At 66.0% G+C, this 21,971-nt stretch carries 23 protein-coding genes; 4 read left to right on the forward strand and 19 right to left on the reverse strand.

The window, feature by feature from the left end; all coding sequences use genetic code 11:
* The first annotated feature begins 3 nt into the window (after positions 1–3).
* On the forward strand, positions 4–771 hold the full coding sequence (locus LRX75_RS06700) for a triose-phosphate isomerase (RefSeq protein WP_231812925.1): 768 nt from the start codon (positions 4–6) through the stop codon (positions 769–771).
* Between the two features lie 36 nt (positions 772–807).
* Positions 808–1,245, forward strand: coding sequence for a D-erythrulose-4-phosphate isomerase (gene derI / locus LRX75_RS06705; RefSeq protein WP_231812927.1), 438 nt, complete (start codon positions 808–810; stop codon positions 1,243–1,245).
* 93 nt (positions 1,246–1,338) lie between these two features.
* Here derI and LRX75_RS06710 read toward each other — a convergent pair whose 3' ends face one another.
* A complete protein-coding gene (locus LRX75_RS06710; protein ID WP_231812928.1) occupies positions 1,339–3,591 on the reverse strand; it encodes a heavy metal translocating P-type ATPase in 2,253 nt (750 codons plus the stop codon).
* A gap of 141 nt (positions 3,592–3,732) precedes the next feature.
* Between LRX75_RS06710 and LRX75_RS06715 the strand changes: the two genes are divergently transcribed.
* On the forward strand, positions 3,733–4,287 hold the full coding sequence (locus LRX75_RS06715) for a 2'-5' RNA ligase family protein (RefSeq protein WP_231812930.1): 555 nt from the start codon (positions 3,733–3,735) through the stop codon (positions 4,285–4,287).
* Positions 4,288–4,292: 5 nt separating this feature from the next.
* On the opposite strand, the gene LRX75_RS06720 is transcribed toward LRX75_RS06715, so the two are convergent.
* From LRX75_RS06720 to LRX75_RS06800, 17 genes are all read right to left on the reverse strand, one after another.
* On the reverse strand, positions 4,293–4,610 hold the full coding sequence (locus LRX75_RS06720) for a DUF6074 family protein (RefSeq protein WP_231813005.1): 318 nt from the start codon (positions 4,608–4,610) through the stop codon (positions 4,293–4,295).
* An 83-nt stretch (positions 4,611–4,693) separates the two neighbouring features.
* Complete coding sequence (ybaK, locus tag LRX75_RS06725) at positions 4,694–5,167, reverse strand: Cys-tRNA(Pro) deacylase (RefSeq protein WP_231812932.1); 474 nt, start codon at positions 5,165–5,167, stop codon at positions 4,694–4,696.
* 3 nt (positions 5,168–5,170) lie between these two features.
* Positions 5,171–5,521 (reverse strand): ArsC family reductase, encoded by a 351-nt coding sequence (locus tag LRX75_RS06730; protein ID WP_231812934.1) that lies wholly within the window; start codon positions 5,519–5,521, stop codon positions 5,171–5,173.
* A gap of 3 nt (positions 5,522–5,524) precedes the next feature.
* Positions 5,525–6,586, reverse strand: coding sequence for a succinylglutamate desuccinylase/aspartoacylase domain-containing protein (locus LRX75_RS06735; RefSeq protein WP_231812936.1), 1,062 nt, complete (start codon positions 6,584–6,586; stop codon positions 5,525–5,527).
* 215 nt (positions 6,587–6,801) lie between these two features.
* Positions 6,802–8,379: a glutamine-hydrolyzing GMP synthase gene (gene guaA / locus LRX75_RS06740; RefSeq protein ID WP_231812938.1), complete on the reverse strand. Its 1,578-nt coding sequence runs from the start codon at positions 8,377–8,379 to the stop codon at positions 6,802–6,804.
* A gap of 85 nt (positions 8,380–8,464) precedes the next feature.
* Positions 8,465–9,106 (reverse strand): 5'-methylthioadenosine/S-adenosylhomocysteine nucleosidase, encoded by a 642-nt coding sequence (locus LRX75_RS06745; RefSeq protein WP_231813007.1) that lies wholly within the window; start codon positions 9,104–9,106, stop codon positions 8,465–8,467.
* 17 nt (positions 9,107–9,123) lie between these two features.
* Positions 9,124–9,576 (reverse strand): PaaI family thioesterase, encoded by a 453-nt coding sequence (locus LRX75_RS06750; RefSeq protein ID WP_231812940.1) that lies wholly within the window; start codon positions 9,574–9,576, stop codon positions 9,124–9,126.
* Between the two features lie 123 nt (positions 9,577–9,699).
* Positions 9,700–10,152 (reverse strand): TspO/MBR family protein, encoded by a 453-nt coding sequence (locus tag LRX75_RS06755; protein WP_231812942.1) that lies wholly within the window; start codon positions 10,150–10,152, stop codon positions 9,700–9,702.
* A gap of 156 nt (positions 10,153–10,308) precedes the next feature.
* Positions 10,309–11,418: a DUF1513 domain-containing protein gene (locus tag LRX75_RS06760; RefSeq protein ID WP_231812944.1), complete on the reverse strand. Its 1,110-nt coding sequence runs from the start codon at positions 11,416–11,418 to the stop codon at positions 10,309–10,311.
* Between the two features lie 12 nt (positions 11,419–11,430).
* A complete protein-coding gene (locus LRX75_RS06765) occupies positions 11,431–12,564 on the reverse strand; it encodes an imelysin family protein (protein ID WP_231812946.1) in 1,134 nt (377 codons plus the stop codon).
* Positions 12,564–14,150: a di-heme oxidoreductase family protein gene (locus tag LRX75_RS06770; RefSeq protein ID WP_231812948.1), complete on the reverse strand. Its 1,587-nt coding sequence runs from the start codon at positions 14,148–14,150 to the stop codon at positions 12,564–12,566. Before LRX75_RS06770 ends, LRX75_RS06765 begins: the two co-directional genes overlap by 1 nt.
* A 35-nt stretch (positions 14,151–14,185) precedes the next feature.
* Complete coding sequence (locus LRX75_RS06775) at positions 14,186–15,466, reverse strand: imelysin family protein (RefSeq protein WP_231812950.1); 1,281 nt, start codon at positions 15,464–15,466, stop codon at positions 14,186–14,188.
* A gap of 161 nt (positions 15,467–15,627) precedes the next feature.
* Positions 15,628–16,920 (reverse strand): RsmB/NOP family class I SAM-dependent RNA methyltransferase, encoded by a 1,293-nt coding sequence (locus tag LRX75_RS06780; RefSeq protein WP_231812952.1) that lies wholly within the window; start codon positions 16,918–16,920, stop codon positions 15,628–15,630.
* Positions 16,921–17,106: 186 nt separating this feature from the next.
* A complete protein-coding gene (locus LRX75_RS06785; protein ID WP_231812954.1) occupies positions 17,107–17,469 on the reverse strand; it encodes a septal ring lytic transglycosylase RlpA family protein in 363 nt (120 codons plus the stop codon).
* Positions 17,470–17,827: 358 nt separating this feature from the next.
* Positions 17,828–18,700 (reverse strand): SDR family oxidoreductase, encoded by an 873-nt coding sequence (locus LRX75_RS06790; protein WP_231813009.1) that lies wholly within the window; start codon positions 18,698–18,700, stop codon positions 17,828–17,830.
* The gene (gene queG / locus LRX75_RS06795) at positions 18,700–19,875 is read right to left on the reverse strand and encodes a tRNA epoxyqueuosine(34) reductase QueG (RefSeq protein WP_231812956.1); all 1,176 of its coding nucleotides are present in this window, start codon (positions 19,873–19,875) and stop codon (positions 18,700–18,702) included. Before queG ends, LRX75_RS06790 begins: the two co-directional genes overlap by 1 nt.
* The gene (locus LRX75_RS06800) at positions 19,856–20,548 is read right to left on the reverse strand and encodes a glutathione S-transferase family protein (RefSeq protein ID WP_113149383.1); all 693 of its coding nucleotides are present in this window, start codon (positions 20,546–20,548) and stop codon (positions 19,856–19,858) included. The genes queG and LRX75_RS06800 overlap by 20 nt, the downstream gene beginning before the upstream one ends.
* A 195-nt stretch (positions 20,549–20,743) precedes the next feature.
* Between LRX75_RS06800 and LRX75_RS06805 the strand changes: the two genes are divergently transcribed.
* Positions 20,744–21,550 (forward strand): undecaprenyl-diphosphate phosphatase, encoded by an 807-nt coding sequence (locus LRX75_RS06805; RefSeq protein ID WP_231812958.1) that lies wholly within the window; start codon positions 20,744–20,746, stop codon positions 21,548–21,550.
* A gap of 123 nt (positions 21,551–21,673) precedes the next feature.
* On the opposite strand, the gene LRX75_RS06810 is transcribed toward LRX75_RS06805, so the two are convergent.
* Positions 21,674–21,838 (reverse strand): hypothetical protein, encoded by a 165-nt coding sequence (locus tag LRX75_RS06810; RefSeq protein WP_092931659.1) that lies wholly within the window; start codon positions 21,836–21,838, stop codon positions 21,674–21,676.
* Positions 21,839–21,971: the final 133 nt, after the last annotated feature.

The following is a 21,971-nucleotide window of genomic DNA, read 5'->3' on the forward strand; positions in this document are numbered from 1 at the left end:
GCAGTGGACACGAACGGCATCTGGGTGGGAACGAGCTGGAAGATGAACAAGACCCTCGACGAGGCCATGGCGTTTGCCGAGGGTCTTCGGACGAGCGACGCCGCGCGCGATCCGCGCATCCAGCGCTTCGTCATCCCGCCCTTTACCGCCGTGCGGGAGGTCAAGCAGCGGCTGTCCGGCACCAGCGTCAAGGTCGGCGCCCAGAACATGCACTGGGACGATGCCGGTGCCTGGACCGGGGAGATCTCCGCGCCGATGCTGACGGATTGCGGGCTCGATCTCGTGGAGCTCGGCCATAGCGAGCGGCGCGAGCACTTCGGCGAGACCGACCGGACCGTCGGCCTGAAGACGGCCGCCGCCGTGCGCCACGGCCTGACACCGCTGATCTGCATCGGCGAGACGTTGGCCGAGCGCGAGGCCGGCGAGGCGGATGCCGTGCTGAAACGGCAGGTCGAAGGCGCCTTGTCCGGGCTCACCGGCGCCGACCGGGAAAAGCCGGTGCTTCTCGCCTACGAGCCCGTCTGGGCGATCGGTGTCAACGGCATTCCGGCCTCGGCCGACTATGCCGACGACCGCCATGCCCGCATCGCCGCGGTCGCGAAGGCCTGTCTCGGCGTCTCCGTGCCCGTTCTCTATGGCGGCAGCGTCAATCCGGGCAATTGCGCGGAGCTGATCGCCAAACCTCACATCGACGGCCTCTTCATCGGCCGTTCGGCCTGGGACGTCGGCGGTTATCTCGACATCCTCACCCGTGTTTCATCCGCTCTCTGACAGTACCATCAACAAAAAGCCTGAAAGGAAACAGCCATGAAAATCGCCATCGGAGCCGACAGCGCCGGCAAGCCGCTTCTCGACGTCATCGCCAAGCATCTCGCCACGCGTAGTGATGTCGAGGTCACGGATCTCAGCCAGCAGGGCTTCTATGCGGACCTGTCGCAGAAGCTCGCCCAGACCATCGTCGACGGCGAGAACGAGCGCGGCATCCTCTTCTGCGGCACCGGTATCGGCGTCAGCATCTCGGCCAACAAGGTGCCCGGCATCCGGGCGGCGCTGACGCATGACACCTACTCGGCGGAACGCGCCGCGAAGTCGAACAATGCCCAGATCATCACCATGGGCGCGCGCGTCATCGGCCCGGAACTCGCCAAGGCGATCGTCGATACCTGGCTTGCCTCGGAGTTCGATCCGAACGGCTCGTCCGCCGACAACGTCAAGGCGATCGATCGTCTGGACACCGCGAAGTAAAATTACCTTCCGCCGGTCGCGCAGATCCTCCCGCGCGATCCCGGAGACGAACGCCCGGTAGCGATGCCGGGCGTTTTTCTGGGTCCTTGGAGCTCAGGCGCGGATGCGCAGCAGGCGCAGCGCATTGATGGTGACGAGCACCGTCGCCCCGGTATCCGCCAAAATCGCGGGCCAGAGGCCGGTGATGCCGACCACGGTCGTCACGAGGAAAACGGCCTTCAGACCGAGCGCGACGGCGATGTTCTGGCGGATATTCGCCATGCAGCGCTTCGACAGATCGATCAGCGCCGCGACATCGGCGATGCGACCATGGAGGATGGCGGCATCCGCGGTTTCGAGCGCCACATCCGTACCGCCGCCGATGGCGATGCCGATATCGGCCGCCGCCAGGGCCGGCGCATCGTTGATGCCGTCTCCGACCTTCGCAACCGTCGCGCCCTGCGCCTTCAGCTCGCGCACGATGGTCTGCTTGTCCGCCGGCATGAGTTCGGCGCGCACCGCGATGCCGAGGTCGCGCCCGACGGCCTCTGCGACGCGGCGGTTGTCGCCGGTGAGCATGACGGTGCGGATGCCGGCCGCCTTCAGCGCCGCAAGCGCCGGGCGTGCATCCTTGCGCGGCTCGTCGCGCATGGCGATGGCGCCGGCCACCTGAGCATCGATGACGAACACCGACACAGTCTTGCCGTCGTCGTTGAGCGCCTGGATGGCGCTGGCCTGCCCCGCGGAAAGCGGCGCGATCGCGCCCGCGGCACGCGGCGAGCCGAGGAACAGCCTTCGCCCATCGACCGTGCCGGTAACACCCTTGCCGCCCAATGCCGAGGCGCCTTCGGCCGTGGGAGGAGCGATGCCGTCCGACGCCGCCCGGGCAAGGATGGCCAGCGCCAGGGGATGGCTCGATCCGGCATCGAGCGCGGCCGAGAGCCGCAGGATGTCGCTTTCCTCACCCGTGAAGGCGAGGATATCGGTGACGACGGGACGACCTTCGGTCAGCGTTCCCGTCTTGTCGAAGGCGACGGTATCGATGGTGCCCAGCTTTTCGAGGACGGCGCCGCCCTTGACCAGCAATCCCCGTCGCGCGCCCGCCGACAAGGACGCGGCGATGGCGGCCGGCGTAGAGATGACCAGCGCGCAGGGGCAGCCGATGAGCAGGATGGCAAGGCCCTTGTAGACCCATTCCGACCACGACCCGCCGGCCAGAAGCGGCGGCAGGATGGCGACCAGCGCGGCGACCACGACCACGCCCGGCGTGTAATAGCGCGAGAAACGGTCGATGAAGCGCTCGGTCGGCGCCTTTGCCTCCTGCGCTTCCTCGACGAGGCGCACGACGCGGGCAATGGTGTTGTCGGCCGCCGCCGCCGTGACGGTGACCTGCAGCACGCCTTCGCCATTGACGGTGCCGGCAAAGACGGCATCGTTCACGGCCTTGCGCACGGGCACGCTTTCGCCCGTCACCGGCGCTTCGTCGATCGCGCTTTCGCCGGAGACGATATCGCCATCGGCCGGAATGCGGTCGCCGGGGCGGATGCGGATGATGTTTCCAGGCACGAGCGTTTCTGCCGGCACCTCGCGCGTGGCGCCGCCCGCCTCGATGAAGGCGGTCTTCGGCACGAGATCCGACAGGGCCTGGATGCTGCGCCGCGCCCGGCTCGCCGCCACGCCTTCCAGCAGTTCGCCGACGAGAAACAGGAAAACGACGGCGGCCGCCTCCTCGCCCGCGTCGATGATCACGGCGCCGATGGCCGCGATGGTCATCAACATTTCGATCGAGAAGGGCGTTCCCGCCAGCGCCGCCATGATGGCGCGCCGGCCGATGGGGACGAGGCCGACGAGAAGCGCGATGAGGAAAGCGTTCGCGGCGAGCGGCGGGAAGAGATGTCCGACGACATAGGCGACCACGAGCGCGCCACCGCACAGAAGCGTCAGCCGGCCCTTGTCGGACGCCCACCAGGGCCCGGATGTGGGTCGGTGGTCGTGGCCGTGCAGACCCGCGGACGAGGCTGCCGACGGGTTTGCCGGATTCGCATCGTGGTCGTGATCGTGATGCGCGTGGTCACCATGATCATGGTCGGAATGGGCGTGACCGCCGCAACGGGCTGGAGCCGAGGCGACCGGCACCGGCGTCGTCCGGTTTGCGGGCGCGGTCCTGTAGCCGAGACCCGAGACCTTGCGGGCCAGGGCGGAGAGGTCCGTCGTCTCGTCGTGGTGGACGGTCATGGCTTGGGTGGTCACCGAGACCGCGACATCGGAAACGCCCGGCAGACGCCGGACGGCCGTGTCGATCTTGGTTGCGCAGGAGGCGCAATCCATACCCGAAACGTCAAATCGCGTCTGTCGCATCTCGCCCATGATCATCTCCCGTCACGTGATGCTCCTTTGTAATGTCTCTAGCGACTAGAGCTACAAGAGGCAAAAATGGCGGGACCTGCATTTCCCGCATCCGCGCCGGGTGCGCTGGCGTAAGAGCGTCGGAAGAGGAGTGCGAGAGCCATGGCCGAGCAGACAGACCAGCAGCGCGACGCGGTTTTCTCCGTGGATGGAGACCGTCGGCCCCTCATCCTCACGGCCGGGATGGAGGATGCGGCGCAGGCGCACTTCGACCACCTCCGAAAGCTGCATTTTCCGCCGGAGCGAAACTGGCTCTCCGCGCATATCACGCTGTTTCACGCCCTGCCGGGCGAGGAACGGGAGATTGTCGCGCAGCACCTCGCGCAGGCCGTCGCCGGGGGCTCGCCGATCACGGTGATGGTCGAGAGCGTGCGCTTTCTGGGAAACGGCGTCGCATTCGCGCTGTCGAGCGTGGGCTTGCAGGATCTGCGGGCCAGGCTCGCGGACCGTTTCCGTCCCTGGCTGACGCGGCAGGACCAGCAGGGGTTCCGACCGCATGTGACCGTGCAGAACAAGGTTTCGGCGGAGACGGCGCGGACGCTTCAGGCCACGCTGGCGGACGAGTTCACGCCGTGGGATTTCACCGTCACGGGCCTTTGCCTCTGGCACTATGATGGCGGCCCGTGGGAGCCGGCGGCACGCTTTCCGCTCGTCTGACGGCGTCAGGTGCGGGCGCGGTGACCGGTTTCCGGGTCGGCATCGGCGCCGGCCTCGAGGCGCTCGGTGTAGCGGCGCATCATTTCGAGCTGAACTTCGGTCTGGAAATCCATCACCTGGTGATGAATGTCGTCCTCGTTGCAGCCGAGGGCGTCGAGATCGCCGGCAAGCGCGCGGCAGGCCGTGCGCCAGTAGGTCACGGCGGCGTCGCCGTGGATGGCCTCGAGTTCGGCTGCGCACCGGCGGATCAGGTTTGTCCGTCCGGACAGCGGAAAGGCGATGATCCCGCCATGCGTTTCCCGGGCGTCGCGTCCTGCCTTCATGTTCACACCGATTCTCCTTCTGTCACCCCGATGTAAGGAGATTTTGGTTAACGCTTCGTTTCCAACGTCTTGTTGCTGTTCTCTTATGTGACCAGCGGGACGGCGATGGCACCGAGAACCTGAAGCGCATCTGCGGGCGAGAGACGGACCTGCAGGCCGCGCTGCCCGCCATTGATATAGACCAGCGGTTCGGCGAGCGCCGTCTCCTCGATGAAGGTCGGCACCGCCTTCTTCTGTCCGAACGGGCTGATGCCGCCGACATGGTAACCGGTGAGCCGTTCGGCGGCGGCCGGTTTCATCATCGCGGCGGATTTGCCGGCGGCAGCCGCGGCAAGCCTCTTCATGCTCACCTCGCGATCGGACGGCACGACCACGCAGACCGGTTTGCCATCGACCTCCGCCATCAGCGTCTTCAGCACGCGCTGTGGCGCCTCCCCCATGGCCTCGGCGGCCGCCATGCCGATCCGCTCCACCGAGGGATCGTAATCATAGCTATGGGTGGTGAACGCCGTTCCCGCCTTGGTCAGCATTTGCGTGGCACGCGTCGTCTTCGACATTAGTCAGCTTCCGAAAAGCGTGTCGTAGACCTCCGGCCGGAAGCCTGCCGTCAGGGCGCCGTCGCGATCGAGGATCGGTCGCTTGATCATGGACGGGTTGGCCAGCATCAGGGCGATGGCCTTTTCCGCGTCGAGATCCTGCCTGTCCGCGTCCGGCAGCTTGCGAAAGGTCGTCCCCGCCCTGTTCAGCACTGTTTCCCAGCCGAGCACAGAGCACCAGCCCGACAGATGCGCGCGGTCGATGCCGTCGCTCTTGTAGTCGTGAAACCGGTAGTCGACAGCGTGGCCATCAAGCCACGTGCGGGCCTTCTTCATCGTGTCGCAGTTGCGGATGCCGTAAAGGGTCGTGGTCACGGGTCAGTCCTCCAGCGTGCCGGCCCTGCGGCCTGCTCGGGTGATCTCGGCGCAGCCGATCTTCATCAGGTCGTCCCTGCGGCGAGCAAAGCGTGCCGACGACCGCGTGACGACGAGCCCGGCCTGCGGTGCGCGCACCTCCACATCGCCCTCGGGAAAGCCGGGGCGCGGGACGAGCACGGCCAGAAGATCGCCGGCCTCGACACGATCTCCGATGTCGCGATGAAAGAGGATCGTGCCCGGCACCGGTGCCTTGACCATTTCGATGGTATCGAGCGCGAAGGCGGGGCCGTCATACGGCTGAAGTGCCGGCGATCCGCCGTCCACTACGCCGCGGGCTACCAGAAACGCCCAGAGGCCGTCGGCGTCGCGCGCTGCCACATCAGGACCGACATCGCGGCGTCCGCGCAGCTCCACCGTGACGGAGAGACGGCCGGGCAGCGAGACGCCCTTGCCGCCCTCCTCCTGCTTCCAGGCGTAGGAGACGGCCTCCTCGAAGGCCGAGCTTTCGCCGTCGGAGAGAAACACGGCGTCCATTTTCAAGGCGGATGCGAGATCGGAGGCCTCCGGCCAGAAGGCGCTGTCGATATAGGCATAGGGCAGCGATTCGTCGTCGCAGTGGAGGTCCAGCACGAGATCGGCACCGAGCGCGCGATGAAGCAGTTCCCGCTTCAGCCGCTCCGGTGCGGTGCGGCGATCGAGATCGACCAGCAGGTCGTTTCGGGCCGAGGCCGCAATCAAAGGGAAATCGCGATTGTAATTGCCGCGCGAGCCCAAGTCGAAGCGGCCCTGCATCTCGCCGAAATGCGACTGTGCCGCGCCGATCGGGTTCGCCTGCGGCACGATGGTGATGTCACCCCGGATCGCCCCTGCCGCGTCCGCCGCGCGAAGGCGCGCGCAGAGCCGGTGAAGCGTGGCGACGCCCGGACATTCGTTGGCGTGCAAGGCCGCCTGAAGATAGACCTTCGGCGCGGAGCCGGCCTGCGTACCGGCGAACTCCAGCACCGGAATCCGCCAGCTCACCTCCGGCGTATCTCCGGGAATGACGATCGCATTCTGCTTCACCCTGACCTCCATCCTGTTGCGCAACTATAGCCGAACCGCCGCCACACTCAAGAACGAAAAGGGAACAAATTTCCCAAGCGACAGGGCTCTGTGGTGGAATGGCGGAAACGGCAGGGATGTTCAAGCGACGTCGGCAGACGACGTCCATCGCGGTGGAGGCAAACGCAAGGCGGCAGGCGCGCCACACCCTTTCGGGTTGCGCCTGCCGGCTTTGCCTATTCCCACTCGATCGTGCCCGGCGGCTTCGAGGTCACGTCGTAGACGACGCGGTTGATGCCGCGGACTTCGTTGATGATGCGGGTCGCCGTGCGGCCGAGGAAGTTCATGTCATAGGGGTAGAAATCGGCTGTCATACCGTCGACCGAGGTTACTGCACGCAGGGCGCAGACGAAATCGTAGGTGCGATAATCGCCCATGACGCCGACGGTCTGCACGGGCAACAGCACGGCGAAAGCCTGCCAGATGACGTCGTAGAGGCCGGCTTTGCGGATTTCGTCGAGATAGACGGCATCGGCCTTGCGCAGGATGTCGAGCTTTTCGCGCGTCACGCCGCCGGGGCAGCGGATGGCAAGGCCCGGGCCCGGGAACGGATGGCGGCCGACAAAGCGCTCGGGCAGGCCGAGTTCGCGGCCGAGCGCGCGGACTTCGTCCTTGAAGAGTTCGCGCAGCGGCTCGACGAGCTTCATGTTCATGCGGGCCGGCAGGCCGCCGACATTGTGGTGGCTCTTGATCGTGACGGACGGGCCGCCCGAGAAAGACACGCTTTCGATGACGTCGGGATAGAGCGTGCCCTGCGCGAGGAAGGCCGGAGCGCCCTTGCCATCCGAGGCGATCTTGGCGGCTTCCGCCTCGAATACCTCGATGAACAGGCGGCCGATGGTCTTGCGCTTGACCTCGGGATCGACCTCGCCGGCAAGCTCGGTCAGGAAGAGGTCCGACGCATCCACATGCACGAGCGGGATATTGTAGTGATCGCGGAACATCTTGATCACTTCGTCCGCCTCGTTGAGGCGCATCATGCCGTGATCGACGAAGACGCAGGTCAGCTGGTCGCCGATCGCCTCGTGGATCAGCACGGCGGCAACCGAACTGTCGACGCCGCCGGAAAGGCCGCAGATCACGCGGCCGTCGCCCACGTCGTCGCGGATCTTGCGGATCATTTCGGCACGATAGGCGGCCATGGTCCAGTCCGACTTCAGGCCGACGATCTTGTGCACGAAGTTGGACAGCAGCTTTGCGCCATCCGGAGTGTGCACCACTTCCGGGTGGAACATGGTGGTGTAGTAGCGGCGGCTCTCGTCGGCCGCGATCGCGAACGGCGCGTTTTCGGAGGTGGCGATGACCTCGAAGCCGTGCGGCAGCTGGGTCACGCGGTCGCCATGGCTCATCCACACGGGATACCGGCCGCCGACCTCCCAGAGACCTTCGAAGAGCGGGCTCGCCGCCTTGATCTCGACATCGGCACGGCCGAACTCGGCGGCGTGGCCACCCTCGACGGTGCCGCCCAGCTGGGTGCACATCGTCTGCTGTCCGTAGCAAATGCCGAGCAGCGGAATGCCGCTGTCGAACACCGCCTGCGGCGCGCGCGGGCTGCCCTCCGCCGTCACCGAGGCCGGGCCGCCGGAGAAGATGACGCCTTTCGGGCCCATGCGGGCGAAGGCATCTTCGGCATTGTTGAACGGATGGATCTCGCAATAGACCCCGGCTTCGCGAACCCGGCGCGCGATGAGCTGCGTCACCTGGCTGCCGAAATCGATGATGAGGATGCTGTCGGGATGGGCTATCTCGGTCATGCCTGGCCTTTTCACGCGCGGGATCATTCCGAGCCTTTAAATAAACAGGCCGGCAAGTGCAACGTCTAACCCGCTTTTGCCCAGGTCAAAGGCCGAGAGCACCCTGTGCCATCGCCGTTTCCAGCCGGTCCACCACGCCTGCGAGCGCCTGGTCGATGACATGGAGATAGGCCGTCCAGTCGGAGACATGGCGAAGCTCGGCCTTGCCGTCGGAAATGCCGCGCAGCGCGAGCAGAGGCACGCCGAAGGCCTGGCAGGCGCGCAGCACGGCGAAGGTTTCCATATCCACCATGTCGGCGGCGATGTCCGCATAGGCAGCGCCCGAGACGATATTGCCGCCGGTGGAGAGGCTGGCCTCGGCAAGACCCGGGATGCGCAGGGGCAAGGGAACCGTGACGGCCAGATCCAGAAAGGGCGTCGCGCCCTTCTCGAAACCGAGCGGTGAGGCATCCATGTCGCGATAGGCGACCGAGATGGCCTGATAGATTTCCGCCTGCTCCAGCCTGGCGGAGCCGGCCGAGCCGAGCGAGACGACGAGCGCCGGGAGGCGGTCTGCCGCCGAAAGCCGCGACAGCGCGCGCGTGACGGAGACGGCCGCCTCCACCGGACCGACGCCGGTCATCAGTGGCGTCATCCGGGTCTTGAGGTGCGGGCCGTATTCGGCCTCCGCCGCCATGACATAGAGAATGGATTGCTCGCCCACGGGTTTCAGCAGGCTCTCGGGCATCACGTCCGGCTTGGCGTTCACTCTGCAAATCCTTCGCGGCCGCGCACGACCATTTTGGTGGCCGTCATTGAGGCGATCAATTTCGGCGGGGCATCCTGCGACATGGCATAGGCGCGCCCGTCGGAGACGATGATGGTGGTGCCGGGCTTGGTGACTTCGCCGCGAAACAGGAAGCGCTCGCCCCGGCCGGGCGAGAGAAGATTGACCTTGAACTCGATGGTCAGCAGCCCCGCATCCGGCTCCAGCACCGAATAACCGGCATAGGTGCTCGCCGTTTCAAGCGCCGACGAGATGATGCCGGCATGGAGAATGCCGTGCTGCTGCGTCATCATCTCGTCGAAGGGCAGCTCGATCTCCACCATGCCCTGCTCGACGCGCGTCAGTTCCGCACCGATCGTGCGCATGAAGGCCTGCCGGTCGAAACTCCGGCGGACGCGGGCGCGAAAGTCCGGTTCAGTCGTCTCAGCCATGTCTACACCCCCTCTGCCAAACCCGGCTGGCCCGCGGCGAACCGCTGTGGCGGCGCTTGTTCGGAACGGGCGGAGACTGGCATGCCGTTCCCCTTCCCCGCAAGGGCTTCGCTCCGGGCATCCTCAGTTCAGGAGCAGAATGGAGCCGTTGAGAAGCGTGGCGAACGAGACCCAGGCGGCATAGGGAACGAAGAGCCATGCCGACAAGCGGTCCTGCCGCCAGGAGACGGCGATGAAGGCGTAGACCGAGATCAGCAGCGCGAGGATGACGATCAGCGCCAGAGCGATCTCGTGAAAGCCGAAGAACAGTGGCGACCAGGCGAAGTTGAACAGCATCTGGGCGCCCCAGAAGCGCATGGCGCGCGAGTGCCGATGGTGCAGAAAGGTGCAGGCGCCGACATATCCGATGATCACGTAGAGCGTCGTCCAGACCGGCGCGAAGATCCAGTTCGGCGGGTTGAACGGCGGCTTCTGCAGCGACTGGTACCATTCTCCGGGGATGTTGTTGATCCCGATGAGAAGGCCGCACGCGACGACGGCGACGATGAAGAGAGCATAAGTCAGGCTTGGGCGCATGAGGGTCCGATCGAGGGAATGTCCAGCCGGAGCGTAAAGGCTTCGGGACCGACCGGACAGCTGCGAAACTCGGCTTGGGATTCCGGCAAGCGAGGTAGGCGAGAAATTAGGGCAGAGCCCGGCGGTTTACAGGGAGATGCCGCGGCATAGAGTTTGTCAGCTCGGGCGGGTGCGGACGATATGCTGGTCCCAGGCGATCGGGCTGGTCCTTCCCGCAAAGCTGCCGCCATAGGAGGAGACCGCAAAACCCGGACCCTGCGCCGGCGCAATGCCGGCGGCATCGGCAAGCCGGTCCAGCCGCACGAAGGCGCCGGTGCGCGCGTCCACGGTGACGACCGCCCCGCCTTTCGGGGAGGCGAGCCCGACCAGGCCCTGCCCGCGATGGACCGCGATGGCACCGACATAATTGGCGAGCGCCGCGGAGGCTTCGTCGGGCAGGTCGAGAAAGCGAATGTCCTCGCCGGGCGCAAAGACGCCGGCGACCGGCGGGCGGGCATTGCGCGGCCCCTCATACTGACAGGCAAACCAGATCCGGCCGGTCGCATCGATATCCACGTGCCGGGTCGAGAGCTGCCGGAGATGCGGCGGCATGACGTGACGTTCGACCAGACGGCCGGTCGCGGTTTCGATGAGCGCGAGCGACGGCTCCATGCGATCGAGGTTCAGCTTGGTCCGACCGAAATCCGGATGCGTCTCGATGCCGCCATTGGCGACCACCAGCAGGCGCCCGTCGGGCGACAGTGTCATGTCGTGCGGGCCGATGCCGTGCGTCGGGAATTCGGCGAAGCGGCGGAAGCCGTCTGTGCGGTCATAGACGCCGATCATGCCGCGATTGGCGGCGAAGTCGTTCTCCGTCGCATACAGCAGCCGACCATCCGCCGAGAAGCAGCCATGCCCGAAGAAATGTCGTCCCTCGCTGGCGGTGATGACGACCGGCTCATTGCGTGCGGCCGCGTCGAGGATCATCGCGAAGGTCCCCGGGCGACGGGCAAAGGCGACGGTGCAGCCCGACACCGGCGAATGCGCCAGGCCGTGGGCGCGATCCGGCAGGGCATGACGGTCGATGACCTCGCCTTCCTCGGAGACGGTGGCGATGCCGTAGGACCCGTCGCCGGCCCGGAAGACAGAGGCGAAGACCGCGTCCGTCCGGGAGAGGGCGGCGGCGGAGGCAGGCGAGAGAGATGCCGCCCAGGCGGCGCCGGCCATCAAGAGAAAGGCTCGCCTGTCGAGGAGATCCGCGCGCGCGCGTCTGCCGGAAAGGGTCATGGCTCGTCCCCGTCAATCGCCATCGGCAAAGGAGAAACCGGCGCCGAGCCCGATCGCGGCACCGAAATCCATGTTCAGCCGTTGCAGCAGATCGTTGGCGTTGCGCAGGACGAGAAGCAGTTTCGCGCGTTCGGCCGGGTCCATCAGCGCCGCGTCGATGGGCTGTCTGACGGCATCGGCCGAGGCGATGAGATCGTTGAAGACGAAGTCGATCGAGTCGGCGATCGGCTGCCTGTCGGCCGGAAGGAGCGCACGCATGCCGGCGGTGTCGAACAGGGCCTTGAGGCCGCGCGCATTGTCGGCGACGGACTCCATCGTTTGGCCGGAGCGCCAATAGACGGCAAGCTTCGGGTGGCCGGGCGACGGCACAGGGGTGATGGCGCCGGCAAAGACCGGGCGCAGGCGCTGGTCGCGCAGGCTCTCCACCCCATGAACGAGGATACCGAGAAGTTCGGTCGCAGCCTCGCCCTGCGTCCGGTAGAGCGGATTGTCCGGCCCCGGCGCCTTCCAGGCGGCCTGTACGCCCTGCGGGTTTTCCCAGGCGGCGCTCAGCTCCGCAGCGACGCTTGTCAGGTTCTCGGCGATGGCGCGGGCGTAGCGGCAACGAAAGCCGTCGGGCGCATCGAGCAGCGCGTCGGCATCGGTGCCGTACAGCACGTATTCCAGCGCGCCGAGCCCCTGCACCGCGACGCTCTTGCCGCGCAGCGCGGTGGCGATCGTGGCGGTCTCGTCGCTCTCGGCGAGGATTCGCTGAACCTGCTTCAGGCCGGTGCTCTTGCGGTCGGGAAAGAACAGGACGCGCTCGAAGCGGTTGTCCTCGAGAACGGGCCCGACACGGACGATCTCGATGCGCGACCAGGCGGCGGCGACCTCGGAGAACGCGCGCTTGACACGGGCAAGCGACTGCGGCGACGGACGGTGGCAGAGCGGGCGAAGGTGATCGGCCAGCGCGCCCGTGCGCTCCACCAGATCGCGATAGCCGGGGCGGATGAAGCCATCGACGGCGCGGGCCATCGCGTTCGGCACGGCCTCGGCCACCAGGCCGCTCGACGGCGCCGCGCCGACATCGTCGTCCGCTTCCTGAGCGGAGGCCGGCGTGGCGGACACGAGCGCCGCGGTGAGCAGGAAGGCTGTCCATAGACGCATCAGAGCGACTCCAGAAAGGCGAGCAACGCCCGGCGATTCGCGGCGTCGAGGGAAACGAAACGATCGCGCGCGGCCTGCGCCTCGCCGCCGTGCCACAGGATGGCCTCGGTCAGCGTCCGCGCGCGGCCGTCATGCAGGAAGCCCGCCCGCGCATCGACGGTTTGTGCAAGACCGATACCCCAAAGCGGCGGCGTACGCCATTCCCCCGGCCGCGGCTTCGCCGCGTCCGCGCTTGCCGGATCGGACGGCGAGACGGCATCGGACAGGCCTTCGCCCATGTCGTGCAGGAGCAGGTCGGAATAGGGCCAGATGAGCTGAAACGCCGTGGATGGCGACGTTGGATCGCGGCGGGTGACGAATTTCGGAACATGGCAGGAGGCGCAGCCCGTATCGGAGAAGAGCTGCTTCCCCGCGAGCACAGCGGGTGCCGCGACGTTCCGCCGCGCCGGGACGGCGAGGTGGCGGGCATAGAAGGCGACGAGTTCGAGCACCGGATCGGGCGCTTCGCTCGATCCCAGCCGGGCCTGTACGCCGTCCTCCAGGGCAAGGCATCGCGACTGCCGGGCCGTGCAATCGCCATGGCTTCTCGGGTCGTCGGGCGTGGAGATCCCGATATCGGTCGCAAAGGCGTCCGCTGCCTGAGCGCGCACGGTCGCCGCCTGCGCCTTCCAGCCGAACCGGCCGAGCACGGGCGCACCATCGGCGCTCGCCGTCTGCCAGGACGCTCGGCCGCTGATGCCGTCGCCGTCGCGATCGTCCGGGTCCGCATGGGCGAGGATATCGGCAGGGTCGATCGCCTCCAGCAGGCCGAGGCCGGTCATCGGCGGCGCGAGGCGCGGCGACAGGCGGGTGGCGCTGTCGAGCGGCCCATAGGCGAGGCCCTTAGTACCGTAGACCGGGTGGCGCAGGCTGACGCGTTCGCCACCGGCCAGCGTGACCGGCCGCTCCTCGTAGCGGAGCGCCAGATGCCCCTCGGCCGGCAGGCCGGGAACGCCGCTGTCCTGCAGCTGCCGGCCATAGACCGGGTCGCCTGCTGTCTGCACAACGGATTCCACCGTCTCGGGAAACAGGAATTTCAGAACCAGCGACGGGCTCCCCGCAGTGCCGACGGGCGGGCGTCCCCGCCCGTCCCTGATATGGCAGGTTTCGCAGGAGCGGGCATTGTAAAGCGGGCCGAGACCATCCGAAGCCTGCGTCGAGGAGGGCGAGGAAACCCAGAGCTTTTCGAACAGGGCACTGCCGAGGCGGAAGCGTTCCTCGCCAGCGGCATCGAGATTGCCGGCGGGATGGGTGAGCCCGGCCCGGTCGGGCTTCGCGGTCGAGGTTCCCGCACCGCCCGCCATGGTCTCGAAGGGCTCGGGGCGGGTAAAATCGCGCGTCGGCCGGGTCACATCCGCAACGCGGCGCCTGTCCGTGTCCGACAGATCGGTTCGCTGCGCCGGTGTCTCGCCGTGCGCGACGGCCGGCACAGGTACGGCCTTGTCCGCCGCGAAGGGACGCCAGCCGACCCATGCCACGACGAACGCCGCCGCGAGGGTCGCGGCGGCAAGGGGCGTAAGGAAACGCGGGGCGGTCCGGGCGGTCATCGCGGATCAGGCTTTGCGGCGTCCGGACGCGGCTCTCATTTGAAGACGGCGTTCGGGTTGTCGAGGCTGTCGGATCCTTCGAGCTCGATCTTGCCGAGATCGAGGGCGGTCAGCACGCGCTCCACGGTCTTCGACTGGGCGATCAGGCCGTCGATCGCCTTCTGGACGACGGCGTTGCCTTCGGTATTGCCTTCCGCGATCATCTGGTCGTAGGCCTCGACCGTCTGGCCGCGCTTGGCCATGGCCTGCATGGCCGAAACCGTTGCGGCGAGCTTCTCCTTCATCTCCGCATCGACGGCCGGGTCCTTGGCCGCCACGAGTTCGGAGAGCGAGGGGCCGGTGAGCGTCGTGCCGTCGGTGCGGGTATAGGTGCCGAGATAGGCCTGCTCGATGCCGATCGCGTCGTGAAGGTGGGAGTTGTAGGTGTTGTCCGAGAAGCAGTCATGCTCTTCTTCCGGATCGTGCAGAAGCAGGCCCAGCTTCATGCGCTCGCCGGCAAGCTCGCCATAGGACAGCGAGCCCATGCCGGTCAGGATGGCGGTGAGGCCGGCCTTCGGATCGGCCTCGACATGCTTGGTCGCGGCGCCGTCCGGCGTCCAGTTGGCGGTCATCTCCTTCAGATCCGACACGAGAAGATCGGTCGCGGCCTTGAGATAGGCGGCGCGGCGATCGCAATTGCCGTTGGTGCAGGCCTTGGTGTCGTAATCGGTATAGGGGCGATTGCCCGCACCCGGACCGGTACCGTTCAGGTCCTGGCCCCAGAGCAGGAATTCGATGGCGTGGTAGCCGGTCGCCACGTTCGCCTCGATGCCGTCGGCTTCCTGCAGCGTGCCCGACAGGAACTCCGGCGTGATCTTCGAGGCGTCGATCTCCTTGCCGTCGATCGAAATCGTCTTGTTGGCGATGACGTTGGCGGTGAAGAGCGCGTTCTCGTCGCTCTCGCTGCCATAGCTCGCATCGACATAGTCGATCAGGCCTTCGTCGAGCGGCCAGGCATTGACCTTGCCCTCCCACTCATCGACGATCGGGTTGCCGAAGCGGTAGACTTCGGTTTCCTGATAGGGGTTGCGGGCGACGAGCCAGGCTTCGCGGGCGGCCTTGAGCGTCGCTTCGCTCGGCGTCGCGATCAGCGCGTCCACGGCCTTGTCAAGCGCCTGCGCGGTCGTCAGGGCATCCTCGAACTTGGCATGGGCCACCTCGGAATAGTGCTTGAGCACGGCTGCGGCATCGGTCGCGGCGGCGGCCGGCTGGATCGCCAGGGCGGAGGTGGCGGTCGCCAGCGCCAGAGCGGCGGTACGAAGGAATGATACGGTCATGACCTCTCCTCGGCGGAGCCCGGCCGGGTTCCGGACTGGGGTACCGCACGCGTGAAACGGATCCGGGATCCGGGCGCGCTCACGCACGGCCCCGTCCCGTTCGATCCTCATGAACCAAAAGTAAACTTGTGTCAAAGCGTATAGTTTAGAACGCTTTGAACCTATTGCGCCTGCCGCTGCAGCATGGCGAAGAAGAAGCCGTCGGTGGCGGTGGAGGCCGGCGACAGCGTCAGCGTACGGCCATCGCGCGTGACCGGGCGGCGACCGGTCGGGCCGAACAGGGCGTTCCAGCTGTCGAGCGCCGACACGGCCGTGAAGGCCGGGTTCCCGCCCAGAAAGCGCTCGACCTGCCGGTCGTTTTCTTCCGGCAGGACGGAACAGGTGACATAGACGAGCCGCCCGCCGGGACGAACGTAGCGGGCCGCTTCCGCCAGCGCCTCACGCTGCTGTCCCTGGCGCTCCTCGATATTGCGCTCGTTCAGGCGCCATTTCGTATCCGGACGCCGGCGCCATGTTCCGGTGCCCGTGCAGGGCGCATCCACCAGCACGGCATCGCAACGGTCCGCCAGAGCGGCGAGCGCCTGTGGCCGGTCGTGAACCTGCACGTTGCGGGTGCCTGCGCGCTTCAGCCGCTCGATGATCGGCGCTAAGCGCTTGCGGTCGGTGTCGAAGGCATGGACCTGACCCTTGTTGTCCATGGTCGCGGACAGAGCCAGCGTCTTGCCGCCGCCGCCGGCGCAGTAATCGAGAATCTGCTCGCCGCCGGTCGCGCCGACGAGATCGGCGACGATCTGCGAGCCTTCGTCCTGCACCTCGAACCAGCCCTTCTGGAAAGACAGTTCGGCCGTGACATTCGGAAGCCTTGAGGGGCCTTCGCCCGGCGCGACCCGCAGGCCCTGGCGCGCGGTCTCCGTCGGCTGCACACCGGCCTCGTCAAGGGCTTTGAGAACTTTCGCACGATCGGCCTTCAGCGTGTTGACCCGCAAGTCGAGCGCCGGGCGCTCGGCCAATGCTGCGGCTTCCTCCAGCCAGCGATCGCCGAAGACCGCCTGAAAGGACGGCACCACCCATTCGGGAATGTCGCCCTGGACATGCGCGGGCGCCTGCCCGAGATCGCGGCTGCGAAAGGCGGCCAGCGCGGCGTCCGGCAGCGGGGGCGGCGCAAAGCGGTCGCCCTCCAGGCTTTCGGCCAGCGTTTCCGGCGTCTGGCCCCACTGGCGCAGCATGACGGCGTAACCGAGCGCAGTCGCGCTGTCGTCGTCCATCAGGTAGGCGTGGGAGAGTTTCTGGCGGAGCGCGTCATAGACGATATTGCCGATCGCGGCACGGTCGCCGGATCCGGCGAACCGATGGGCAAGGCCCCAGTCCTTCAGCGCATCCGCGACCGGGCGCTTTCGCGTCTCGATGTCGGAGAGAACATCGATCGCACCGGCAAGTCGTCCACCCAGTCGCATCGGTCACACTCCATCGGCCCGCAGCAAAATCCATCGTCTGTCTCGGCGCGTGTACCGGCGATGGCGGCGAAGAGCAAGCGGGAAGGCCTTTTGCGATCCGTGTCCGTCCCCCCACATCCCGGTGCCGTAGAGGAGGTCCGTTCGTCCGGTCCCGACATTTTCCGGAACCATTTTCAGCGTCGGGCTTTAACCGACGACGCGATAACAGATGCTGGCGTGACCGGAACTCACCATGCCGACCTGAGACGCGGCGGCCTTGGAGAGATCCAGAACGCGGCCGCGAATGAAGGGGCCTCGATCGTTGATGCGGACGACGACGCTCTTGCCGTTGCGTTTGTTGGTGACTTCGACGCGGGTTCCGAACTTCAGGCTGCGATGCGCGGCGGTAAGGTAGGAAGCGTTCATTCTCTCGCCGGATGCCGTCCGGGATGAGAGGGCGTACCAGGAAGCCCCGCCGCAACCGGCACCGGCTGCCTGTGATGGTGTGATGGTCGTCAATGTTGCCCCCAAAGCAACGCATGCCGCCAATGCGACATTGGCAAGTTTCATACTCGTCAACAAGCTACCCCTTCGTCGTATCGTCTTGCTTTTCAGCGAACGAGACGGCTTGTCCGGGGCAAAAATGGCGGAAACGTGCTTCAACCGTTAAGCAACGGTTAGGATTTACTGCTTCCGGCCTCTGTTGAATTTTCTTAAATTTTTGAAAAATTACCGATGGCTCGAAAAAAGCCCATGGAATCAAACCGATTCATAAAATACGGCTTTTTTTGGAATGATTTTTCCACAGGCTGGATAAAATGAGATTAAAAGTTTGAAATTGCGAAAAACAGGTCGCTTTGTAGTGTTCCCGGACTCGCATTCTCTCGACATGGTTGCATTGCCGGCAAAAGGAAATTCAGCCCTTACATCAGGATTGCCAGCAATCCTCGTTCCACATCTGACGAAGAGACTGACGGTAATCGGGATGCAGGAAGGTATATCCGGCAGCTCGTAGCTTTGCGTTCGAAACGCGCTTGTTCTCGCCATAGAAGGTGCGCGCCATCGGCGAGAGGTCGGCTGTCTCGAAGGCGGTTTCCGGCGGAGGCGTGACTCCCATCAGGCGCGCGGCCTCCAGCACGACATCCTGCGGCGGGGCAGGCTCGTCATCGGTCACGTTGAAGATGCCGCCCAGACTCTTTTCGCTGAGGAACGCCACGCAGCCGGCAATATCCTCGACACGGATCCGGTTGAAGACCTGTCCGGGCTTCACCAGACGCCGTGCCGTGCCATTCGCCAGATTGCAGAAGCCGTTGCGGCCGGGCCCGTAAATGCCCGACAGCCTGAGAACGGCGACGGGGATGCCTGTGGCCTGCCCGAAACCCGCCCAGGCCGCCTCCGCGGCCACGCGCTCCCGGGACCGCTCCGATACGGGTTCCAGCGGCGCTTCCTCGGTCACCCAGGCGCCCTTGTGATCGCCATAGACGCCGACCGTCGAGAGATAGGCGGCCCAGCGCAGCCTCGGCATGAGGCGCGCAATATCCGGCATGCCCGGCCGCATCAGCGGATCGCCGGCCTTGCCGGGCGCGATGGACTGCACGAGATGGGTCGTCCGCTCCATCGCGGCGCGAAGTTCGGGAGAGATCGTCTCGCCGTCATAGACGAGCGCATCGAGGCCCATGTCGGCAAGCGCCTGCCGCCGCTCGGGCGAGCGGGTGGTCCCGGCCACCGAGCGTGCCTCCGGCAGAAGACGGCGCGCGATGGCTGCGCCGGAAAAACCGGCCCCCAGAATGAGAACGTCCATCATGCGGCTCCTGCTCGTATCCATTCGTCCAAGACCTCGCTGTCATCTTCCAGAGATCGCTCCCGGGCAAGGTCCCTGAAAGCATCGGGCGACAGCAGCCGGGACAGCGCCCAGACGGCCATGCCGCGCACCACCGGTGCGGCATCCGCGAGGCGCGCGCGGCACGGGGCGACCAGCGCGGCATCGCCGGAATTGCCGGCGGCGATCAGGCAGTTGCGCACGAAACGGTCGCGCCCGATGCGCTTGACCGGGGAACCGGAGAACAGCGCGCGGAAACCGGCATCGTCCAGTGCGAGGAGAAGGGCAAGCGAGGGCGCCGCCAGATCGGCGCGGGCCTTCAGCTTCATCTCGCTCGCGACGGCCGCGAACTTGTTCCAGGGACAGGCCGAGAGACAGTCGTCGCAGCCATAGATGCGATTGCCGATGGCCGGGCGCAGCGCGGGATCGATCGGCCCCTTGTGCTCGATCGTGAGGTAGGAGATGCAGCGGCGCGCGTCGATCTTGTAGGGTGCTGGAAAGGCATCCGTCGGGCAGGCATCCAAGCACGCGCGACAGGAGCCACAGTGATCGCGCTCGGGCGCGTCGATCTCCAGTTCCTCCGTCGTGAACAGGCTGCCGAGAAACAGCCAGGAGCCGAAGCTTCGGCTGACGAGATTGGTGTGCTTGCCCTGCCAGCCGATGCCCGCCTGCTCGGCCAGCGGCTTTTCCATGACCGGCGCGGTATCCACGAACACCTTGACGTCGGCGCCGGCCCGCGCGGCAAAACGCGTCGCGACTTCCTTCAGGCGCCCCTTGATGACATCGTGATAATCGCGGTTCTGGGCATAGACGGAGATCGCGCCGCGATCCTTCCGGTCGAGCACGGCGCGCGGGTCGTGGTCCGGGCCGTAATTCATGCCGAACATGACGACCGAGCGGACCTCGCTCCAGAGCGTACGCGGGTCGCCGCGCCGCTCGGCGGTCTCGGCCATCCAGTCCATGGTGCCGTGATAGTCGTGATCCAGAAAATCCGCGAGGCGGGCCGGCGCATCCGGGATCGTGTCGGGCGTCGTGACGCGACAGAGGTCGAAGCCCTTGTCGCGCGCTTCGGCCTTGAGAAAGGCCGTGAGGCTCGCGCGGCGGCGCAGGGTCGCGCCGTCCGCGCGGCCTTGCGGATCAGAAGTCGAGGTCCGCATAATGCGATACCGGGGTCAGGCCGCGCACGCGCTCGGCCAGCAGCGGGCGGAAGGAGGGGCGCGACTTCAGGCGCTGGTACCAGTCCTTGGCGGCCGGCGCCTCCGTCCAGTCGATCTCACCCATATAGTCGAGCACGGAAAGGGCCGCCGCCGCCGCGAGATCGGCATAGGACAGCCGGTCGCCCGCCAGATAGGTGCGCGACCCCGCAAGCCAGGACAGATACTTCATGTGCTGGCGGATATTGGCGCGCGACAGGCGCAGCATCTTCGAATCCGGCGCGCCGCCGCCCTGCTCCGCGGTCATCTGCAGCTTGAAGATCCGCTCGCGCACCAGCGGACGCGTCACGTCCGCCTCCATCTTCACGAGGAACCACTCGGTCAGGCGGCGGATTTCCGCGCGCTGGAACGGATCTTCCGCCAGAAGCCGGCGCTCGCGCTTCAGCACGCCGTTGGTTTCGTCGAGATACTCGGAAATGACCGAGGCGCCGCTGAGGGCGCGCATGCTGTCATCCACATAGACCGGCAGCGTGCCCGCGGGATTGAGCGCCAGAAAATCGCGCCGCTTCTCCCAGGGCTGCTCTTCCGTCAAATCCGTCTGGTAGCCGTATTCCGACAGGATGAGCCGGACGAAACGGGACGCTGTGGACATGGGGTGATGATAGAGTGTGGGCATCGATGCGTCTGTCTCGGAACAGGTTTTCTAGGTTGGATCGCGGGGCGCGGTTTCATCTGGCAATGGCAGAGAGAAGGCAGCTATAAGACAGCGCTCGTCGCAGCTATAGAAGCAAGCTTTCCCGAACTCAAGCGAATCGGCCCTCCCCCGGTTCGTAAACCCTTAAACTCCTTTGCTTAAAGGAAACTTTACCTCATGCCCGAACATTCGATCTTCAGTGCGCTCATTCTGGGCCTTATCGAAGGCCTGACAGAGTTCATTCCCGTGTCCTCCACGGCGCATATCCTGCTGGCCGGCCATTTCCTGGGCTTCGAATCGAAGGGAAAGACCTTCGAGATCATCATCCAGCTCGGCGCGATCCTTGCCATCCTCACCGTCTATTTCCAGCGGCTGTGGTCGATCCTCATCGCACTGCCCAGCGATCCCCGGGCACGGCGCTTCGTGCTCCTCATCCTGCTCGCCTTCCTGCCGGCAGCGATCATCGGGTTCCTTGCCCATGACTTCATCAAGAACGTGCTGTTCGAGACGCCGAAGCTGATCTGCGTCATGCTGATCGTCGGCGGCATCATTCTCTACGCGATCGATCGCATGCCGATGAAGCCGCGCTACCGCGACATGATGGACTATACGCCCGCGCTGGCGCTGAAGATCGGCCTGTTCCAGTGCCTCGCCATGATTCCCGGCACGTCCCGCTCCGGCGCGACCATCGCCGGTTCGCTGCTGATGGGCACCGACAAGCGCTCGGCGGCGGAATTCTCCTTCTTCCTCGCCATCCCCACCATGCTGGGCGCGACGGTTCTCGATCTCTACAAGAATCGCGACGTGCTCGACTTCAACGATGCCTCGCTGATCGCGGTCGGCTTCATCGCCGCCTTCGTCTCGGCGCTGCTCGTGGTACGCTCGCTGCTCGCCTTCGTGTCCAGCCGCGGCTTCGCCCCGTTCGCCATCTGGCGCATCATCGTCGGCACGGCCGGCCTGATCGGCCTTACCGTTTTCGGCTGACGCTCGACACGAAAAAACCGCATGCAGCCGGATCACGGTCTGCATGCGGTTTCCTGGCCCCCGCCATAGCTTTACGAAATTCGTGTCGGCAGCCGATCGAACATCACGGCTGCGACGACGACATCAGCGACCGGAAACGAGACCGATCGACGAGGTCGTGCAAGGATCGACGCCATAAGCCGGCGCACAGTTATCGTGGCTGCCTGCCACGGTCTTCGGCGCGGCGAACGAGCCTGCGACGATGACCAATGCCGCGCACGCAAAGAAGATTGCGATCGACTTACCCATTTACTCTCTAGCCTTTCGAGATGTCGGAATGGCGTGCTCTGACCCTGACAAAGGCACGCGGCTGCTGTCTATGCTCCAGCACCGGCACAAGCAATAACGCAACATGTTGAATCGCCGGTAAAGGCCAACGGCA

The organism is Rhizobium quercicola, assembly GCF_021168455.1.
GTDB classification, from domain to species: domain Bacteria; phylum Pseudomonadota; class Alphaproteobacteria; order Rhizobiales; family Rhizobiaceae; genus Ferranicluibacter; species Ferranicluibacter quercicola.

What these genes read in the sequence shown, in the direction of transcription:
- LRX75_RS06805 (WP_231812958.1), top strand. Translation starts at nt 20,744, where the DNA reads ATGCCCGAACATTCGATCTTCAGTGCGCTCATTCTGGGCCTTATCGAA.
- LRX75_RS06780 (WP_231812952.1), bottom strand. Translation starts at nt 16,920, where the DNA reads ATGCGACTGGGTGGACGACTTGCCGGTGCGATCGATGTTCTCTCCGAC.
- LRX75_RS06800 (WP_113149383.1), bottom strand. Translation starts at nt 20,548, where the DNA reads ATGCCCACACTCTATCATCACCCCATGTCCACAGCGTCCCGTTTCGTC.
- LRX75_RS06715 (WP_231812930.1), top strand. Translation starts at nt 3,733, where the DNA reads ATGGCCGAGCAGACAGACCAGCAGCGCGACGCGGTTTTCTCCGTGGAT.
- LRX75_RS06760 (WP_231812944.1), bottom strand. Translation starts at nt 11,418, where the DNA reads ATGACCCTTTCCGGCAGACGCGCGCGCGCGGATCTCCTCGACAGGCGA.
- LRX75_RS06710 (WP_231812928.1), bottom strand. Translation starts at nt 3,591, where the DNA reads ATGGGCGAGATGCGACAGACGCGATTTGACGTTTCGGGTATGGATTGC.
- LRX75_RS06770 (WP_231812948.1), bottom strand. Translation starts at nt 14,150, where the DNA reads ATGACCGCCCGGACCGCCCCGCGTTTCCTTACGCCCCTTGCCGCCGCG.
- LRX75_RS06750 (WP_231812940.1), bottom strand. Translation starts at nt 9,576, where the DNA reads ATGGCTGAGACGACTGAACCGGACTTTCGCGCCCGCGTCCGCCGGAGT.
- LRX75_RS06810 (WP_092931659.1), bottom strand. Translation starts at nt 21,838, where the DNA reads ATGGGTAAGTCGATCGCAATCTTCTTTGCGTGCGCGGCATTGGTCATC.
- queG (WP_231812956.1), bottom strand. Translation starts at nt 19,875, where the DNA reads ATGCGGACCTCGACTTCTGATCCGCAAGGCCGCGCGGACGGCGCGACC.
- LRX75_RS06785 (WP_231812954.1), bottom strand. Translation starts at nt 17,469, where the DNA reads ATGAAACTTGCCAATGTCGCATTGGCGGCATGCGTTGCTTTGGGGGCA.
- LRX75_RS06775 (WP_231812950.1), bottom strand. Translation starts at nt 15,466, where the DNA reads ATGACCGTATCATTCCTTCGTACCGCCGCTCTGGCGCTGGCGACCGCC.
- guaA (WP_231812938.1), bottom strand. Translation starts at nt 8,379, where the DNA reads ATGACCGAGATAGCCCATCCCGACAGCATCCTCATCATCGATTTCGGC.
- derI (WP_231812927.1), top strand. Translation starts at nt 808, where the DNA reads ATGAAAATCGCCATCGGAGCCGACAGCGCCGGCAAGCCGCTTCTCGAC.
- LRX75_RS06720 (WP_231813005.1), bottom strand. Translation starts at nt 4,610, where the DNA reads ATGAAGGCAGGACGCGACGCCCGGGAAACGCATGGCGGGATCATCGCC.
- LRX75_RS06745 (WP_231813007.1), bottom strand. Translation starts at nt 9,106, where the DNA reads ATGCCCGAGAGCCTGCTGAAACCCGTGGGCGAGCAATCCATTCTCTAT.
- LRX75_RS06790 (WP_231813009.1), bottom strand. Translation starts at nt 18,700, where the DNA reads ATGGACGTTCTCATTCTGGGGGCCGGTTTTTCCGGCGCAGCCATCGCG.
- ybaK (WP_231812932.1), bottom strand. Translation starts at nt 5,167, where the DNA reads ATGTCGAAGACGACGCGTGCCACGCAAATGCTGACCAAGGCGGGAACG.
- LRX75_RS06755 (WP_231812942.1), bottom strand. Translation starts at nt 10,152, where the DNA reads ATGCGCCCAAGCCTGACTTATGCTCTCTTCATCGTCGCCGTCGTCGCG.
- LRX75_RS06765 (WP_231812946.1), bottom strand. Translation starts at nt 12,564, where the DNA reads ATGCGTCTATGGACAGCCTTCCTGCTCACCGCGGCGCTCGTGTCCGCC.